Annotated in this window: 17 protein-coding genes; 11 read left to right on the top strand and 6 right to left on the bottom strand. The window is 68.8% G+C overall.

Annotated features, from left to right (window positions below; all coding sequences use genetic code 11):
- Positions 1–12 precede the first annotated feature (12 nt).
- From DEU38_RS19045 to DEU38_RS28590, 3 genes are all read left to right on the top strand, one after another.
- A complete protein-coding gene (locus DEU38_RS19045) occupies positions 13–1,518 on the top strand; it encodes a carboxyl transferase domain-containing protein (RefSeq protein WP_114722953.1) in 1,506 nt (501 codons plus the stop codon).
- Positions 1,519–1,599: 81 nt separating this feature from the next.
- Entirely contained in the window at positions 1,600–1,962 is a 363-nt protein-coding gene (locus DEU38_RS19040) for an SAM-dependent methyltransferase (protein ID WP_114722952.1), read from the top strand.
- A gap of 18 nt (positions 1,963–1,980) precedes the next feature.
- Positions 1,981–2,145, top strand: coding sequence for a hypothetical protein (locus DEU38_RS28590; protein ID WP_181818849.1), 165 nt, complete (start codon positions 1,981–1,983; stop codon positions 2,143–2,145).
- Between the two features lie 74 nt (positions 2,146–2,219).
- Here DEU38_RS28590 and DEU38_RS19035 read toward each other — a convergent pair whose 3' ends face one another.
- On the bottom strand, positions 2,220–2,816 hold the full coding sequence (locus DEU38_RS19035) for a TetR/AcrR family transcriptional regulator (RefSeq protein WP_114723015.1): 597 nt from the start codon (positions 2,814–2,816) through the stop codon (positions 2,220–2,222).
- Between the two features lie 79 nt (positions 2,817–2,895).
- Here DEU38_RS19035 and DEU38_RS19030 point away from each other — a divergent pair, with 79 nt between their 5' ends.
- The 5 genes from DEU38_RS19030 (at position 2,896) to DEU38_RS19010 (ending at position 6,461) form a co-directional block, all read left to right on the top strand.
- Entirely contained in the window at positions 2,896–3,282 is a 387-nt protein-coding gene (locus DEU38_RS19030; protein WP_114722951.1) for a DUF1304 domain-containing protein, read from the top strand.
- Positions 3,283–3,311: 29 nt separating this feature from the next.
- Positions 3,312–4,316: an NADP-dependent oxidoreductase gene (locus tag DEU38_RS19025; protein ID WP_114722950.1), complete on the top strand. Its 1,005-nt coding sequence runs from the start codon at positions 3,312–3,314 to the stop codon at positions 4,314–4,316.
- 110 nt (positions 4,317–4,426) lie between these two features.
- Positions 4,427–4,975 (top strand): cysteine hydrolase family protein, encoded by a 549-nt coding sequence (locus DEU38_RS19020; protein ID WP_114722949.1) that lies wholly within the window; start codon positions 4,427–4,429, stop codon positions 4,973–4,975.
- A complete protein-coding gene (locus DEU38_RS19015; RefSeq protein WP_114722948.1) occupies positions 4,972–5,406 on the top strand; it encodes a MerR family transcriptional regulator in 435 nt (144 codons plus the stop codon). The genes DEU38_RS19020 and DEU38_RS19015 overlap by 4 nt, the downstream gene beginning before the upstream one ends.
- Positions 5,403–6,461 (top strand): aldo/keto reductase, encoded by a 1,059-nt coding sequence (locus DEU38_RS19010; protein WP_114722947.1) that lies wholly within the window; start codon positions 5,403–5,405, stop codon positions 6,459–6,461. Before DEU38_RS19015 ends, DEU38_RS19010 begins: the two co-directional genes overlap by 4 nt.
- A 75-nt stretch (positions 6,462–6,536) precedes the next feature.
- Here DEU38_RS19010 and DEU38_RS19005 read toward each other — a convergent pair whose 3' ends face one another.
- Positions 6,537–7,214, bottom strand: coding sequence for a GPP34 family phosphoprotein (locus DEU38_RS19005; RefSeq protein WP_114722946.1), 678 nt, complete (start codon positions 7,212–7,214; stop codon positions 6,537–6,539).
- A 40-nt stretch (positions 7,215–7,254) separates the two neighbouring features.
- Between DEU38_RS19005 and DEU38_RS19000 the strand changes: the two genes are divergently transcribed.
- The 3 genes from DEU38_RS19000 to DEU38_RS18990 all read left to right on the top strand — a co-directional run bounded on the left by DEU38_RS19000 (position 7,255) and on the right by DEU38_RS18990 (position 11,137).
- Complete coding sequence (locus tag DEU38_RS19000) at positions 7,255–7,992, top strand: DNA alkylation repair protein (protein WP_114723014.1); 738 nt, start codon at positions 7,255–7,257, stop codon at positions 7,990–7,992.
- Between the two features lie 156 nt (positions 7,993–8,148).
- Positions 8,149–10,062 (top strand): propionyl-CoA synthetase, encoded by a 1,914-nt coding sequence (locus DEU38_RS18995; RefSeq protein ID WP_114722945.1) that lies wholly within the window; start codon positions 8,149–8,151, stop codon positions 10,060–10,062.
- Positions 10,063–10,300: 238 nt separating this feature from the next.
- Positions 10,301–11,137 carry a hypothetical protein gene (locus DEU38_RS18990; RefSeq protein WP_114722944.1) on the top strand — a complete coding sequence of 279 codons (837 nt, stop codon included), beginning with the start codon at positions 10,301–10,303 and terminating at the stop codon, positions 11,135–11,137.
- A gap of 16 nt (positions 11,138–11,153) precedes the next feature.
- Here the strand turns inward: DEU38_RS18990 and DEU38_RS18985 are convergent, their stop codons facing one another.
- From DEU38_RS18985 to DEU38_RS18970, 4 genes are all read right to left on the bottom strand, one after another.
- Positions 11,154–12,350, bottom strand: a complete 1,197-nt coding sequence (locus DEU38_RS18985) for an NADH:flavin oxidoreductase (RefSeq protein ID WP_147283542.1) — start codon at positions 12,348–12,350, stop codon at positions 11,154–11,156.
- Positions 12,351–12,439: 89 nt separating this feature from the next.
- Positions 12,440–13,771 carry a deoxyribodipyrimidine photo-lyase gene (locus DEU38_RS18980; RefSeq protein WP_114722943.1) on the bottom strand — a complete coding sequence of 444 codons (1,332 nt, stop codon included), beginning with the start codon at positions 13,769–13,771 and terminating at the stop codon, positions 12,440–12,442.
- A 47-nt stretch (positions 13,772–13,818) separates the two neighbouring features.
- The gene (locus DEU38_RS18975; protein WP_114722942.1) at positions 13,819–14,679 is read right to left on the bottom strand and encodes a cytochrome c biogenesis CcdA family protein; all 861 of its coding nucleotides are present in this window, start codon (positions 14,677–14,679) and stop codon (positions 13,819–13,821) included.
- Positions 14,676–15,407: a DsbA family protein gene (locus DEU38_RS18970; protein ID WP_114722941.1), complete on the bottom strand. Its 732-nt coding sequence runs from the start codon at positions 15,405–15,407 to the stop codon at positions 14,676–14,678. The genes DEU38_RS18975 and DEU38_RS18970 overlap by 4 nt, the downstream gene beginning before the upstream one ends.
- Positions 15,408–15,433: the final 26 nt, after the last annotated feature.

Raw genomic sequence — 15,433 nt, 5'->3', positions numbered from 1 at the left:
GGAGGAAGATCCGTGGCCCCCAAGAAGATCTCGGCTCGTGAACTGATCGGCCAGGTGTTCGACGCCGACAGCTTCGTCTCGTGGGACACCGTCCCGATCGACGTCTCGCCCGATCCGAAGTATCGGGCCGAACTCGACGCCGCCGCAGTGAAGTCGGGCACCGACGAGTCCGTGATCACCGGCACCGCCACGCTCGGTGGTCGTCGGGTCGCGGTGATCGCGTGCGAGTTCGCGTTCCTCGCGGGCTCCATCGGGGTGGCGGCGTCCGAGCGGATCGTCACCGCGATCGAGCGGGCCACCGCGGAGGGGCTGCCGCTGCTCGCGTCGCCGACCTCCGGCGGTACCCGGATGCAGGAGGGCACGCTGGCCTTCGTGCAGATGGTGAAGATCGCGGCGGCCATCGCGGCACACAAGGCCGCGCACCTGCCCTACCTCGTGTATCTGCGGAACCCGACGACCGGTGGCGTGTTCGCGTCGTGGGGGTCGCTCGGGCACGTCACCATCGCCGAACCCGGCGCCCTGGTCGGGTTCCTCGGTCCCCGCGTCTACGAGGCCCTCTACGGCGAGAAGTTCCCGGAGGGGGTGCAGACGTCGGAGAACCTGTACCGCAACGGCGTGATCGACGGTGTCGCGTCGACGACGCAGTTGCGGGACCTCGTCGAGCGCGCGCTACATGTGCTGGTGGATCCGGCCGACCCACTCGATACGAGTACCGATCCTGTTGCAGAACAGGATGTTCCGGACGTCCCGGCGTGGCAGTCCGTCATGATCTCGCGCCGCGCCGACCGCCCCGGCATTCGCGAGCTGGTCCGTCACGCCACTTCCACCCGGGTACCGCTGAGCGGCACCGGACAGGGCGAGGTCGATTCGACGGTCCTACTGTCACTCGCCCGTTTCCAGGGTCAGCCGTGTGTGCTGTTCGGGCAGGACCGCGCCGGCCAGTCGGCCCTGAACACGATGGGCCCGGCCGCGCTGCGCGAGGCCCGCCGCGGCATGCGGATGGCGGCCGAACTGCGGTTGCCGCTGGTGCTGGTGATCGACACGCTCGGCGCGGCGCTGTCGAAGGAGGCCGAGGAGCGCGGCCTGGCACCGGAGATCGCGCGGTGCATCTCCGATCTCGTCACCCTGCGCACCCCCACCGTCTCGGTGCTGCTCGGGCAGGGCACCGGCGGCGGCGCACTCGCGCTGCTCCCGGCCGACCGCGTCCTCGCCGCCCAGAACGGCTGGCTCGCACCGCTTCCCCCGGAGGGTGCGAGCGCGATCGTCCATCGCGACACCAGCCACGCGCCGCAGATGGCGGCGGCTCAGGGCATTCGGGCGCGGGACCTGCTGCGCGACGGTGTCGTCGACGGCGTCATCCCCGAGCGCCCGGACGCCGCGCTCGAACCGGTCGAGTTCTCGAGGCGTGTCGGGGCGGCGATCGCGCGTGAACTCGTCGCGCTGGGCGGAATGTCGGGAGACGACCGGATTGCGGCCCGGGTCGCCCGCTACCGCACGCTGGGGTTGCCCGCGAGCTGACTCCCTCGGGGTCGACCCGGAGGACACTGGAGGCGAACACCCGCTCGGGACCGTGAAACGGGGAACGAGGAAGGGGACACCATGAATCAACCTCGAGGCCTCGGCGCGACGGCGGTGTTCGTCGCCGCGGCGAGAGCGCTGGAGAGCCAGCGCGAGGACCGGCTGTTCGACGACTTCGTGATCGAGTCCGTCGCCGGCGGCTGCGGTCCGCTGGTGTTTCTCGGCGCCGGGCTCGACACACAGGCCTTCCGGCTGCGCTGGCCGGCGCCCGTGACCGTCTACGAACTCGACACCGCGGACATGCTCGAGTTCAAGGCCTCGGTCGTGAGCGACGCCGCGCCGAACGAGAATGCGACCCGGGTGCCGATCCCGATCGACCTGCGCGACGGCTGGCCCGCCGCCCTCCACGACGCCGGATTCCGCGACGACGTCCCGACCGCGTAGGTCCTCGAGGGCCTGCTGATGTATCTCACGGACGAGGACGTCGACGCACTGATGACCCGTGTCGGTGATCTCTCCGCCGGGGGCAGCGCGCTCGGGGCCACCGTCACCACCGTCGACTTCGCGTCGGTAATGGACGATGCGCCGATCTTCCAGGACAGCCCCTCAGCCGCGAGGAGTGGCTGAAGCTGCTCCGTTCGAACGGTCCCGCCGACGGTGGATGGTCTCGGCCACCAGGAAGTGACGACGGGACGGTTCCACTAGCTCCGTGCCGCGGACCACTCCGCCAACTGGTCCAGTGCGGTCCGTGCGAGGGCCGCGGCCTCGTCCCGATTGACGCGGGAGAGCAGGAGCGCACTGATCGACAGCGAAGTCAGGAGTCGGGTGCGATGCACGATCCGGTCGGCCGGGGTGCCGGGGTCGAGGGCGCGCAGCGCGTGGGCCAGCGCCGCGGCCAACTCCGATCGGTAGGCGTCGACCACCGCCCGCTGGGCGTCGTCGTGCGCGGCGAAGCCGGCGGCGCTGTTGAGGAGCAGGCAGCCGCGGCCCGGGTAGTCGTCGGGCAGGGATTCGAGCGCCTCGACGACACCGCAGTAGTACCGCGTCGCGGCGTCCGGGGCGGTGGGCTCGTCGGTGAGGATCCGCAGTCGCGGGCGCACGACGCGGTCCAGGTAGTCCTGCACGGCGGCGTCGAACAGACCGCGCTTGCTACCGAAGGCGTTGTACAGGCTCGACCGATTCAAGCCCGTGGCCCGCTCGAGGTCCGGAACGGACGTCTCCCCGAACCCCCTGTCCCAGAAGAGGTCCCGTGCCCGACCGACCACCGTGTCGGTGTCGAACTCCTGCGTCCGCGGCATGACGACCCCCACTTCTCGTTATGGAACGACCATTGCAGTATATATTGAAACGATCAGTTCAAAATAAGGAGGAGTGACCATGGTCGTCGCGGGACTGATTCTCGCCGCACTCGCCGGCGCGCTGCACGTCTACATCTTCTTCCTCGAATCCATGCGCTGGACCGCCCCGCGCACCCGCGCGACGTTCGGCACCAGCGCCGAGGAGGCCGTCGCGACCAAGGAACTCGCCTTCAATCAGGGCTTCTACAACCTGTTCCTGGCGATCGTCACGGCCGCCGGCATCGTCGGCGTGCTGATCGGCGCGACCGCGGTCGGATCGGCACTCGTGTTCGCCGGAACCGGATCCATGTTCCTCGCGGCGCTCGTGCTGCTGCTGTCGTCGCCGGACAAGGCCCGGGCGGCGATCACACAGGGCACCCTCCCCCTCCTCGCCGTCGTTCTCCTCACGCTCGGACTGATCCTCTGAACCCCGCACACCCCCGAAGGGACAGACCCATGTCGACCAGCACCCAGATCCAGCTCACCGCCCGCCCGACGGGATGGCCCACGCCCGACAACTTCCGGACTGTGACCGTCGAACTGCCCGACCTCGCTCCCAACCAGGTGCGGGTGGCCAACGAGTTCCTCTCCGTCGATCCGTACATGCGCGGCCGGATGAACGATGTGAAGTCGTACGTGCCGCCGTTCGCCCTGGGCGAGACGATGACCGGTGGCGCGGTGGGCCGGATCGTCGAGTCGACGTCGCCCGCCCACCCCGTCGGATCCGTCGTCGTGCACGATTTCGGCTGGCGCGACGTCGCCCAGGGTGATGCCGCGAGCTTCCGTGTCGTGGAGGAGATTCCGGGGGTTCCGGTCTCCGCGTACCTCGGCATCCTCGGGCTGACCGGATTGACCGCATACGTCGGGCTGATGCACATCGCCCACCTGAAGCCGGGCGAGTCCGTGTTCATCTCCGGCGCCGCGGGCGCCGTGGGCACGGCCGCCGGGCAGATCGCCCGACTCGAGGGCGCCGCCCGGGTGATCGGTTCCGCGGGGACCGCCGAGAAGGTGGAGCTGCTCACCGACCGCTACGGATACAGCGCGGCGTTCGACTACAAGCAGGCGCCCGTGCGGGACCAGCTGCGAGAGATCGCCGGGGACGGCATCGACGTCTACTTCGACAACGTCGGCGGCGACCACCTCGAGGCCGCCCTCGACGTGATGCGGGGCGGCGGCCGGGCCGCGCTGTGCGGCGCCATTGCGGCCTACAACGCGACCGAGCGCACCCCCGGTCCCGACAACATGGCCAACATCATCACCCGCGGACTGACCCTGCAGGGCTTCACGCTCGGCAACTACACCCACTTCTTCCCCGAGTTCGCCGCCAAGATGGGCCCCTGGCTGGCATCCGGCGACGTGGTGTTCGAGGAGACCGTCGTCGACGGCATCGACAACTCCGTCGACGCCTTCCTCCAGCTCATGCGCGGCGCAAACATCGGGAAGATGTTGGTGAAGATCTAGGCATCCGGCCCCGATCGCACGCGCAGGAGCGGTCGAACGGAGGATGGTCACTCACGGACCCGGACGTAATCGGTTGTGCTGGAGTCCACTCCAGCTTCTAGTGTCCGGGTATGCACCCAATCCTCCCGCCCACCGCGCTCCTGGAGATCGACTTCCAGCACTGGATCATCGAATCCGTGGCGGGCGGCTCGGCGGTCCACCGGGCCGCCTCGGTCCGCGCCGAACTCCGACGTGCGGGCGCTCGGGTCTTCTGCACCCGGTACCTGAGCCTCGACGCGGCAGACACCTTGCGCGCAGACCCTGCCGGGTACGGGGCATCGTTCCATCCCGAACTGACTCCGGCCGCCGGCGACATCGTTCTCAGCAAGTATCACCGCGATGTGTTCGACAACCCGGATGTCGACACGAACCTCGAACTTCTCGGCATTACCCAAGTCGTGGTCACGGGGATCGCGACAGATCACGGTGTCGAACTCGCCGCGCGCGCCGCCCGTCGGCGCGGGTACCGCACGAGTGTCGTCGCGGACGCATGCGCAGGAACCTCGACCGAAGCACACGAGCGTGCCCTCGACAGCCTCGCCGAGGCCGGGATAACGGTGATACGAGATCGGCAAACTTTGCGTTGGAGTGCACTCCAGCGCCTAGCGTCGCAATCATGACCGCTTCACTGGGAATCGCATCTGTAGCAGAGGTCACAGGTCTCACGCAGGACACGCTTCGCTGGTACGAGCGCGAGGGTCTCATTCCACGCGTTGCGCGTGGCACCGACGGACGACGCCGATACGACGATGCATCCATTCGGATCATCCAGCTCATCGTCCGGCTCAAACGCACGGGCATGCCGGTGGCGGAGGTCCGCCGGTTCCTCGCGATGTACGGAGAGGGGGCCGCAAGTCACGGCCGGCGCATGGCATTGCTGGAGGAACACCGCGCGCGAGTGGCGAGTCAGCTCGCCGAGCTGCGCGAGGACCTCGCTGCCGTCGACGACAAGATCCGCCATTACCGCGGACTCATAGCGGACGGCCTCGACTGCGACGACACCCCGATTACCGATACCTCCATCCGCGAGAGACAAGGTCAACCGGCATGACAGAACACTCCCCCACCAATCCTGATGTCGTATCAACCGTGGAACTCGGTGATGGTCTCTCCGTTAGCCGAATGGGCCTCGGAGCCATGGCATTCAGCCATGTCTACGGCCGGTCGGATCCGGCAGAAGCCCTGCAAACCATCAACCACGCCATCGACATCGGGATCTCCTTCATCGACACGGCCGATGTGTACGGTGAACCCCGCCCGGGGGCCGAGGGGCCCGCCGGAACCAACGAGGAACTCATCGCAGAAGTGCTGCGGCACCGGCGCGACGAGGTGCGGCTGGCGACGAAGTTCGGAATCACCGGCACGGTCGGGGGCAGCGCGGGCGGCAACTCGATCCGTGGCGATCGCGACTACGTGAAGTCGGCTTGCGAAGCGTCGCTGCGGCGGCTGGGAACCGATGTCATCGACCTGTACTACATGCACCGCCGCGAACTCGACCGACCGATCGAGGAAACGGTCGGCGCTATGGCCGAACTCGTCCGCGACGGCAAGATTCGACACATCGGTCTGTCGGAAGTGACCGGCGACGAGTTACGCGCAGCGGCGGCTGTACATCCGGTGGCCGCAGTTCAGAGCGAGTGGAGCGTCTGGTCGCGTGATGTGGAACGGCACGTGGTACCTGCGGCGATCGAGGTCGGGGCGGGATTCGTTCCGTACTCTCCGCTGGGTCGGGGATTTCTCACCGGCACGCTGACGAGGGAGTCCGTCGCGAACTCCATGCGCGCCGGACAGCCGCGATTCGATCAGAACTTCGAGGCGAACCAAGCGGTCGTCACCATCGTCCGGTCGATCGCCGACGAGATTGACGCAACGCCGGCGCAGACTGCCCTGGCCTGGCTCTACTCCCGCGGCACGCGGATGGGGATACCCGTCGTACCGATCCCAGGAACTCGGCGAGCGACACGGATCGACGAGAATGCCGCGTCGCTGTCGATATCGCTGTCCGACGAACAGCTGACGCGCCTCGCCGGTGCGGCCGACATGGCCGCAGGCGGCAGAAATCTCACCTTCAATGGACCGCAGTGGATCTCGGCCGGACGCGAGTGACCTGAACGCCCGACGTCGCGAACATCGACGGGGTGGCGCTGTGGCCGTTCGGCAGCTGAACCCGGCCGGCAGGGGTCAGGAACTGCCGATCATGGCCGCCGGCACGATGACGGCCACCATGACGGCGGTGTTGATCGCGTCGACGGCCTTGCGCACCGCGGCTCCCGCCCATTCGCCGTCCGCAATATCCTTGGCACGCTTGCGGATCGCCTTGCGATCGGCGTCGGGGAACGCCTTGGCCGCGGCGTCGACGGCGGACAGCAACGAGACCAGCGCGGCGGTGCGGGGACCGGGGTCCAGGCCCTCGATCAGAACGCCGGACAGCTGGTCCCGGACCGCACGCTCGTGGCTCTCGTCGACCGGCGGCCATGTCTTCGTGGGGAAGATCCCGAGAACCTTGCGGCGGCTCTCGCGAACCCAGCCGCGGCCGATCACCCGCTCGAACACCGCGATCCGCAGTTCGGCGTCGAGCTTCTCGATCACGGTCTCGGGCTTCATCGGCCGGCCGGCATCGCGGATCACGTCGAGGGTGCGAGCGAGGATCGGATCGTCGGGGGTCCCGTCGAGTCGCACGGCCAGGCGACCCTTCTTGACGTCCTCCCCCGCCTCGGCGGGCGTGACGTAGCCGTCGAGGGCGAGCTCGAGCAGCACGGCGCCGGCGAGCACGCGGGGCAGTTTCGTGCCGTCCACGAGCGGGGTGCCGGACTCGTCGTCGAGCAGCAACAGCAGCAGATCTTCGGCGATGAGCGTCATGGCTCCACCGTACGGATCCCGGATGTGGCAGGGTCCGACCATGCCCGATGTCTCCCAGGTGGCCGACGCGCTGGCCGAGAACGCCGACGCGGGCGACGCGCAGCACCTCCAGCGGTTCTTCAAGACCGGCCCCGGTGAGTACGGCGAGGGCGACGTCTTCATCGGGGTGCGGGTGCCCGCGATCCGCAAGCTCGCGAAGCAGTTCGCCGCACTCCCGCTCACCGAGGTCGACGTCCTGCTCGACTCCCCCGTCCACGAGCACCGCCTCGCGGGCCTGCTGATCCTGGTCGAACAGTTCGGCCGGGCGAGCGCGGTTCGCACGCGGGACGACGCCGCGCGGGGACGGATCGCGGACAGCTATCTCGCGGCGGTCCGACGGGGACGGGTGAACAACTGGGACCTGGTGGACCAGTCCGCCCCGTACATCCTCGGCGACTGGCTGTACGACCGTCCTCGCGATCTCGTCTTCGAGCTGGGAACCGACGAGGACCTGTGGCGCCGCCGGGTTGCGCTGCTGACGACGTTCGGATTCATCCGCAACGGTGACGCGTCGACCACCCTCGCGCTGGCGGCCCGCGTCCTCGGGGATCGGCGCGACCTGACGCAGAAGGCGACCGGGTGGATGTTGCGGGAGGTGGGCAAGCGGGTGGACCGCGTCCTGCTCACCGGATTCCTCGACGAGCACGCCGCCGCCATGGGCGCGACCGCGCTGAGCTACGCGACCGAGCATCTCGACACCGACCTGCGCGCGCACTACCGGAGCCTGCGCCGACGGTGACTCGGACAACCGTCCATGCCGTTCACCGACCGTTCCCCACCGTCCGGCGCACGCCGAACCCACGGAGGGCGGACCGACACGTCGAACGACCACCGGTCGAATAATGTGTTGTGTGCATCACAGATGCGTGGTCAGTTACCGAGAGGACACGAATCGATGAGCCCAGCCGAGCACGCAACAGGCGCGTACGCCGAGGCCTTCCGCCAGAGCGTGGAGCAGCCGGAGAAGTTCTGGCTCGCCGCCGCCGACACCGTCGAGTGGGACGCCGCGCCGACCCGTGCCCTCGACGACTCGAACGCGCCCGCGTACCGCTGGTTCCCGGACGCCGCCCTCAACACGTGCTTCAACGCGCTCGACCGGCACGTGCGCGACGGCCGCGGCGACCAGGCCGCTCTGATCTACGACTCGGCCATGGTTCCGGCCCAGCGCACGTACACCTATGCCGAACTGCTGGCGGAGGTCGCGCGCTTCGCGGGTGTGCTCGCCGAGCAGGGTGTCGTCGCCGGCGACCGCGTCATCATCTACATGCCGATGATCCCCGAGGCCGCGATCGCGATGCTGGCGTGCGCGCGCATCGGCGCCGTCCACTCGGTCGTGTTCGGCGGCTTCGCCGCGAAGGAGCTCGCCACCCGCATCGACGACGCCCAGCCCGTCGTGCTGGTCACCGCCTCGGGCGGCCTCGAACCCGGCCGCACCATCGAGTACCTGCCGATGGTCGATCAGGCGCTGGGGATGTCGGCGCACCCGCCGCACACCGTCATCGTCAAGAACCGCGAGACGATCCCCGGCTCGGCCGCCGACTACCGCGACCGCGGCGCGGCGTGGTTCGACTGGGACGAACTTGCCGCCGACGCAACCGATGCCGCGCCGGTCTCCGTTGCGGCCACGGACCCGCTGTACATCCTCTACACCTCCGGCACCACCGGAAAGCCCAAGGGCGTCGTCCGGGACAACGGTGGTCACGCCGTCGCGCTGACGTGGTCGATGCGCAACATCTACGACATCGGTCCCGGCCAGGTCATGTGGACCGCGTCCGACGTCGGCTGGGTCGTGGGCCACTCCTACATCGTCTACGCGCCGCTGCTCGCGGGTGCGACCACGGTGATGTACGAGGGCAAGCCCGTCGGCACGCCCGACGCCGGCGCGTTCTGGCGAGTCGTCCAGGAGCACAACGTCTCCGCGCTGTTCACTGCCCCCACCGCGATCCGCGCCATCCGCAAGGCCGACCCGGATGCGAACGAGCTTGCCAAGTACGACATCTCGTCGATGACGACGCTGTTCGCGGCCGGCGAGCGCCTCGACCCCGACACGTACGTGTGGGCCACCGAGAAGCTCGGTGTCCCGGTGATCGACCACTGGTGGCAGACCGAGACCGGCTGGGCGATCTGCGCGAACATGCGTGGGCTGGAACCGATGCCGATCAAGGCCGGCTCCCCCACCGTGCCCGTCCCCGGCTACCGGGTGGGCATCGTCGACGGCGAGGGCGCCCCCGTCTCGGCCGGCACCGAGGGCAACATCGTGATCGCCCTGCCGCTGCCCCCGGGCACCCTGGCCGGGCTGTGGCGCGACGAGGACCGGTACGTGAAGTCGTACCTGTCGACGTTCGACGGGTACTACCTCACGGGCGACTCCGGCTACATCGACGAGGACGGCTATGTCTTCGTCCTCGGCCGCAGCGACGACGTCATCAACGTTGCCGGGCACCGGCTTTCGACGGGCAGCATGGAGGCCGTGGTCGCCGGGCACCCGGCGGTTGCCGAGTGCGCCGTCATCGGCATCCACGACGAGCTCAAGGGCCAGCGCCCCAGCGGCTACGTCGTACTCAAGGCGGGTGTGGAGATCGACGACGAGGTGCTGCGCAAGGAACTGGTCGCGATGGTGCGCGAGCAGATCGGCGCCGTCGCCACGTTCCGCGACGTCACCGTCGTGCAGGCGCTGCCGAAGACCCGCTCCGGCAAGATCCTGCGCAAGACGATGCGTCAGATCGCCGACAACGCCGAGTACACCGTGCCGTCCACGATCGAGGATCCCTCGGTCCTCGAGGAGCTCGAGAAGCTGCTGCGCGGCTAGCAACCACCGTCGACGGAAAGGCTCCGCACCGCAAGGTGCGGAGCTTTTCCTATTTCGGATAAATGGGACCAGTCGAATCAATTCGACCAAACGACATATAAGTTCAATCACCCAAACCCGCAGGTCAGGACGTGCGGCATCCTTGACCATCACGGTACGATCACGGTAGGTTTACGAACAGGGTTTCACCCGATCCTCGATTCGACGCCACCGATTCGCATTTGCCCGAGGGGGAGAATTGTCCGCAGTCGCCACGCCGTCCGTCCACGCCCTCCTGCGTGATCTCGTCGCGAACAGCCCGCGGCGCCATTTCCTGCACGACACCGAGGGCGTGGAGCTGTCGAACCAGGGTGCTCTGCTGCGCGAATTCGTCGCGACGGTCCAGGCGTGCCTGGAGCGGGACCTGAACGCCCTCCGCGAGTCGGAACGCAAGGAGCGGTCCACCGATCCCGACTGGGCCGACGGACCGGGCATACGTTTGATCGCGTCGATCGCCCAGTACGACGAGATCCTGAACACGCTGCTCGACGCCGTCGCGCCGTTCGAGGCCGGACGCATGACGACCGTGTGGACACTGCTCGGGTCGGCCGCCGAACGACTCCGCATCCTGGCTGCGCTGGAATCATCCGTGGGCGAGCGGGTGGCGGCGCAGCTCGCGGCCGCATCGGCGCGCGCCCGTGGCCGGCTCACCGCGGCGGCGTCCGAGAACATCGACCTGGACCTCCCGGCCGCCTTGGTGTCCGCGGAGCTTGTTGCGACGGAAACCGATCCGCTGCCACTGCCCGGTCCGCACGCACCGGTCGCCGCGCTGGTCGAACTCGTCGAACTGGGCGCCGCCACCGCGCGTGACGGCGGCCCGCTGGATGTGCAGTCGCTGCACGCGTCGCCGCACGCCACCGACTACGTCCACCTGGCCACCGTCGGCGGCTACCAGTTCCATCTTGTGCTCGAGATCGTGCGCGAGGCCACCGACGCGTTGTGTTCCGTGGCCGACCTGCTGACACACGAGTCCGTCTGGAGCGAGTGGGCCACCGACGTCCGGGCGGCCGTCGAGTACGCGTGGGCGTGCATCTGACGGCTCGCCCGGCACGCTAGCGGCGGACGGGCACCGGATCGACCAGGACGCAGCGAGCACCCGAGAAGATCGTCGGCATGCACTTGTTGCAGTGGATGCACAGCGACCGGGTGCGCGACTCGGCCTCGATGCGGTTGATCAGGTCCGGCTCCCGCAGCAGCGCGCGGGCCATCGCGACGAACTCGAAGCCCTCGGCCATCGCGGTGTCCATGCCGGCCTTGTCGGTCACGCCGCCCAGCAGCACCAGCGGCATCTTCACCGCAGCCCGGATCTGCCGGGCCTCCTCGAGCATGAACAGCGGCTCGTACGGGTAGGTCTTGATGAACGCCTTGCCGACCATCTGCACGCCGAGCTTGATCGGCTGCGGCATCGCGTTGGCGAAGTCGCGGACCGGGGCGTCGCCCTTGAACAGGTACATCGGGTTCAGCAGCGAACTGCCCATGGTGAGTTCGAGGGCGTCGAGGCTGCCGTCGGCCTCGAGCCACTGGGCCACCTGGATCGCCTCGTCCACCCAGAAGCCGCCGGGCACGCCGTCGTCCATGTTGAGCTTGGCGAGGATCGCGATCCGGTCACCGACGGCCTCGCGTACGGCACGCGCAGTCTCCAGCACGATCCGCGCCCGGTTCTCGAGCGATCCGCCGTAGTTGTCCTTGCGCTTGTTCAGCTTGGGGCTCAGGAACGAACTCGCGAAGTAGTTGTGGCCGAAATGGATCTCGACGGCGTCGAAGCCGCCCTCGATCGCGAACTTGGCGGCGTCGGCGTGCGCCTGGGTGACCCGTGCGATGTCGGCGGCGGTCGCGGCGTGGATCTTCTTCATGCTCATGGGGTTGAACGACGTCGACGGTGCCAGCGCCGGCAGCCGGTTGGACTTCTCGTTCGCGACCGGACCGGCGTGCCCGATCTGCGCGGACGCCGCGGCGCCCTCGGCGTGGATGGCGTCGGTCAGCCTGCGTAGTCCCGGCACCACCTCGGGACGCATCCACAGCTGCCCGCGTTCGGTGCGCCCCTCGGGCTGCACGGCGCAGTATGCGACGGTGGTCATGCCGACACCGCCCGCGGCCGGCTGGCGATGGAACTCGATCAGCTCGTCCGTGACCAGCGCTTGCGGCGTCCGTCCCTCGAACGTCGCCGACTTGATGATGCGGTTGCGCAGCGTGATCGGGCCCAGCTTGGCCGGCGCGAACACGTCAGGAGGAGCGATCTGGGACACCATGAAACCTTCCGTCGAGGGGCGGGCCGAGGCTATACCGCAGCCAGCGGTCTCGAAAGTGGGGGTGTCCACCCAGTGGGACACCCGGGCGATCAGCCCAGTTCGCCGTAGCGCGCCAGCGCCTCGCGCCGCTCCTCGGCGTGGTCGACGACCTGGCCGGGATAGTCGTCGGGGCGCCCGGCCTTCAACGCGTGCACCGCCTTGCCCTCGACGCCGCGCAGTTCGGGCACCCACCGCCGCACGTACTCGCCCGTCGGATCGAACTTCTCGCCCTGGCTGATCGGGTTGAACACCCGGAAGTACGGGGCCGCGTCGGTGCCGGACCCGGCGGTCCACTGCCAGCCGTGCTGATTCGACGCCAGATCGCCGTCCACCAACTGCTGCATGAAGTACCGCGCGCCGCGCCACCAGGGCAGGTGCAGGTCCTTGACGAGGAACGACGCCACGATCATCCGCACCCGGTTGTGCATCCACCCCTCGACGGCCAACTGCCGCATGCCGGCGTCGACGATCGGGTACCCGGTGCGGCCCGCGCACCACGCATCGAACAAGGCGTCGGCGTCGAGTCCGGCGTCCTGCCGGATCACATCGAACCTGCGGTCGTAGTTGCGGCGTGCGCTGTCGGGACGCTGGAACAGGATGTCCGCGTAGAAGTCTCGCCACGCGAGCTGGCGCCGGTACTGCTCGGCGCCGCGACTGCGCCGGCGCGCCAGATCCGCGAGCATGGTGCGCGGGTGGATGTTGCCGAACTTGAGGTACACCGACATCCGGCTGGTGGTGTCGAGGTCCGGGCGGTCGCGTTCGTGGTCGTAGCGGATCAGGTCGTCGTCGCAGAACTCCCGCCACCGCGTCAGTGCCGCGCTCTCGCCCGCCTCGAGGCCCGGCTCCGACGGTGCCGGAATCGCCACTCGATCACGCAGCCCGCCAACGTCATCCGGGTCGATCCACGCGACGGTGTCCACGCCGGTCTGCGCGGGCCCGCGCCAGCCGTGGTCGAGCCACCGCTTGAACCACGGCGTGAACACCTTGTACGGGGTGCCGTCGTCCTTGGTCACCCGGCCCGGCGCGATCGCGTACGGCGAGCCCGTGGCCACCAACTCGACCTGCTCGGCCACCGCCGCGTCGCGCTCCCGCCCGTACGGCCCGTAATCGGCGCTGACGTGCACCTCCCGCGCACCAACGGCTTTCGCCACCCGAGGGACCACCTCGGCAGGATCGCCGCGCATCACCAGCAGACGCCCGTCCATCCGCTCGTCGAGCGCGACGAGGCTGCGGCACAGGAAGTCTCGACGGGGACCGCCGGACGGACCGAGCAGCCGGTCGTCGAGGACGAACAACCCCAACGCCCGCTCCCCCGCCGAACTCAACGTCGGCAGGTCCGCCAGTCGCAGATCGCGCCGAAACCACACAAGAGACTCGGCCACGTCGTCCTCTCCGTCGATGGTGCATGCGGTGCGCCACCCACGGTAGTTCAGCCGCCCTGGCCCGGATCCGGCTCCGACGCCGCGGACTCGGATCGGCGCCGACGCACCACCCGCACCGCCACCACCGTGAACAGCACCAGCACGAGCGCCAGCAGGATCCCCGTGTCGGAGACGTTCCGGGCCCATTCACTCAACGTGACCTGGAGCGAGAACTGGTCGTCCACGCCCATCACACTGCCGAGGTTCGCCGTCCCGTCCGTGACGAGAAAGAGGGCCCCGAGCGCCACGAACAGCAGGCCCGACACCAGCGACGTCGTGTGTAGACGCACCGGGCCGAGCGCGATCTGCTTGCCCCGCAACCACTGACGCCGTCCCAGATCGAATCGATCCCAGAGCAACGCCAGCACGAAGAGCGGCACGGTCATCCCGAGCGCGTAGACGGCCATCAGCAGTCCGCCGTAGCCGGCACCGCCCCCGGCTACCGCGATCGTGAGAACGCTGCCGAGCAGGGGCCCGGAACAGAACCCGGCGAACCCGTAGACCGCTCCGAGCGCGAACACCGACACGGTCCCGGAGATGCGGACGGATCCCGCCGCGCGTTGCGCGGGAGCGAACGCGAATCCCCGGCCGAACACCGTCATCACACCGAGCGCGATCAGCACCAGACCGCTGACCGTCGTCACCGTCTCGCGGTGCTGGGTCAGCAACGATCCCATCGCCCCGAGGCCGGCGCCGAGCGGCACCAGCACCACCGCGAGGCCGACGTAGAACACCGCGGTCCGGGCCGCGAGCCGTCCCACACCGTCGAAGGCGTAGGCGAAGAAGGACGGCAGTAGCAACGCCGAACAGGGACTTACCAGTGAGAGCAGACCGCCCAACAGCGCACCGAGCAGTCCGATGTCGGTCACGGAAGTTGCCCACCGGTCTTCGCGATCAACTGCTCGAAGACCGACAGCGGCTGGGCGCCGAGCACGGGATAGCCGTCGACCACGAACGACGGTGTGCTCGACACTCCGATCATGTTGGCCTCCATGACGTCCGACGCGATCTCGGTGTCCACCGAGGTGTCCGCGGCGTCACGCGCGAAGCGATCCAGGTCCGGCACACCGGCCTGTTCCGCGAACCCCCGAAGTGCGGCCTGGTCGAAGGTCGGATGTCCGCGATCCGGCGCGGCGGCGTAGAGAGCCGAGTTGAACTCCCAGAACTTGCCCTGCGCGGCCGCGGCCCTGCCGGCCCGCGCGGCGACCATCGACTCCTCTCCGAAGATCGGCAGGTCGCGCCATTCGATCCGCAGCTTTCCCGCCTCGACGTACTTGTCGACGAGCTGGGGTTCGGTGTCGTGACTGAACTTCGCGCAGAACGGGCAGCGATAGTCCGAGTACACGACCAGCACCACCGGAGCGTCGACCGGTCCGCGCGCCAACGGGTCGCCGTCCACCCGGCGGGCCATGTCGCCGACCGGCCCGATTCCGGCCTCGAGACCTTCGGTGGCTGCCACCGCCGCCGAGGTCGGCTCGTCCGTGGTGCGCATCCGTTCCAGCACGAGAACCCCGGCCAGTACGAGCGCGACGACGCCGAGCGCTCCGAGCAGCCATACGTCCCGCCTGATCCCGAAGAGCTTGCTCCGCGACGCCATCCGTCCTCCGTTCGTTCCATGCACAC

The organism is Rhodococcus sp. AG1013 (assembly GCF_003350365.1).
Classification (GTDB): Bacteria; Actinomycetota; Actinomycetes; order Mycobacteriales; family Mycobacteriaceae; genus Prescottella.
Note: the sequence above shows the minus strand (reverse complement) of the source record. Positions and strands in the feature narration are given on the sequence as shown.

Bases quoted from the DNA above. Each gene is read 5' to 3' on its own strand.
- DEU38_RS19040 (WP_114722952.1), top strand. From the start codon at position 1,600: ATGAATCAACCTCGAGGCCTCGGCGCGACGGCGGTGTTCGTCGCCGCG.
- DEU38_RS28590 (WP_181818849.1), top strand. From the start codon at position 1,981: ATGTATCTCACGGACGAGGACGTCGACGCACTGATGACCCGTGTCGGT.
- DEU38_RS19035 (WP_114723015.1), bottom strand. From the start codon at position 2,816: ATGCCGCGGACGCAGGAGTTCGACACCGACACGGTGGTCGGTCGGGCA.
- DEU38_RS19030 (WP_114722951.1), top strand. From the start codon at position 2,896: ATGGTCGTCGCGGGACTGATTCTCGCCGCACTCGCCGGCGCGCTGCAC.
- DEU38_RS19025 (WP_114722950.1), top strand. From the start codon at position 3,312: ATGTCGACCAGCACCCAGATCCAGCTCACCGCCCGCCCGACGGGATGG.
- DEU38_RS19020 (WP_114722949.1), top strand. From the start codon at position 4,427: ATGCACCCAATCCTCCCGCCCACCGCGCTCCTGGAGATCGACTTCCAG.
- DEU38_RS19015 (WP_114722948.1), top strand. From the start codon at position 4,972: ATGACCGCTTCACTGGGAATCGCATCTGTAGCAGAGGTCACAGGTCTC.
- DEU38_RS19010 (WP_114722947.1), top strand. From the start codon at position 5,403: ATGACAGAACACTCCCCCACCAATCCTGATGTCGTATCAACCGTGGAA.
- DEU38_RS19005 (WP_114722946.1), bottom strand. From the start codon at position 7,214: ATGACGCTCATCGCCGAAGATCTGCTGCTGTTGCTGCTCGACGACGAG.
- DEU38_RS19000 (WP_114723014.1), top strand. From the start codon at position 7,255: ATGCCCGATGTCTCCCAGGTGGCCGACGCGCTGGCCGAGAACGCCGAC.
- DEU38_RS18995 (WP_114722945.1), top strand. From the start codon at position 8,149: ATGAGCCCAGCCGAGCACGCAACAGGCGCGTACGCCGAGGCCTTCCGC.
- DEU38_RS18985 (WP_147283542.1), bottom strand. From the start codon at position 12,350: ATGGTGTCCCAGATCGCTCCTCCTGACGTGTTCGCGCCGGCCAAGCTG.
- DEU38_RS18970 (WP_114722941.1), bottom strand. From the start codon at position 15,407: ATGGCGTCGCGGAGCAAGCTCTTCGGGATCAGGCGGGACGTATGGCTG.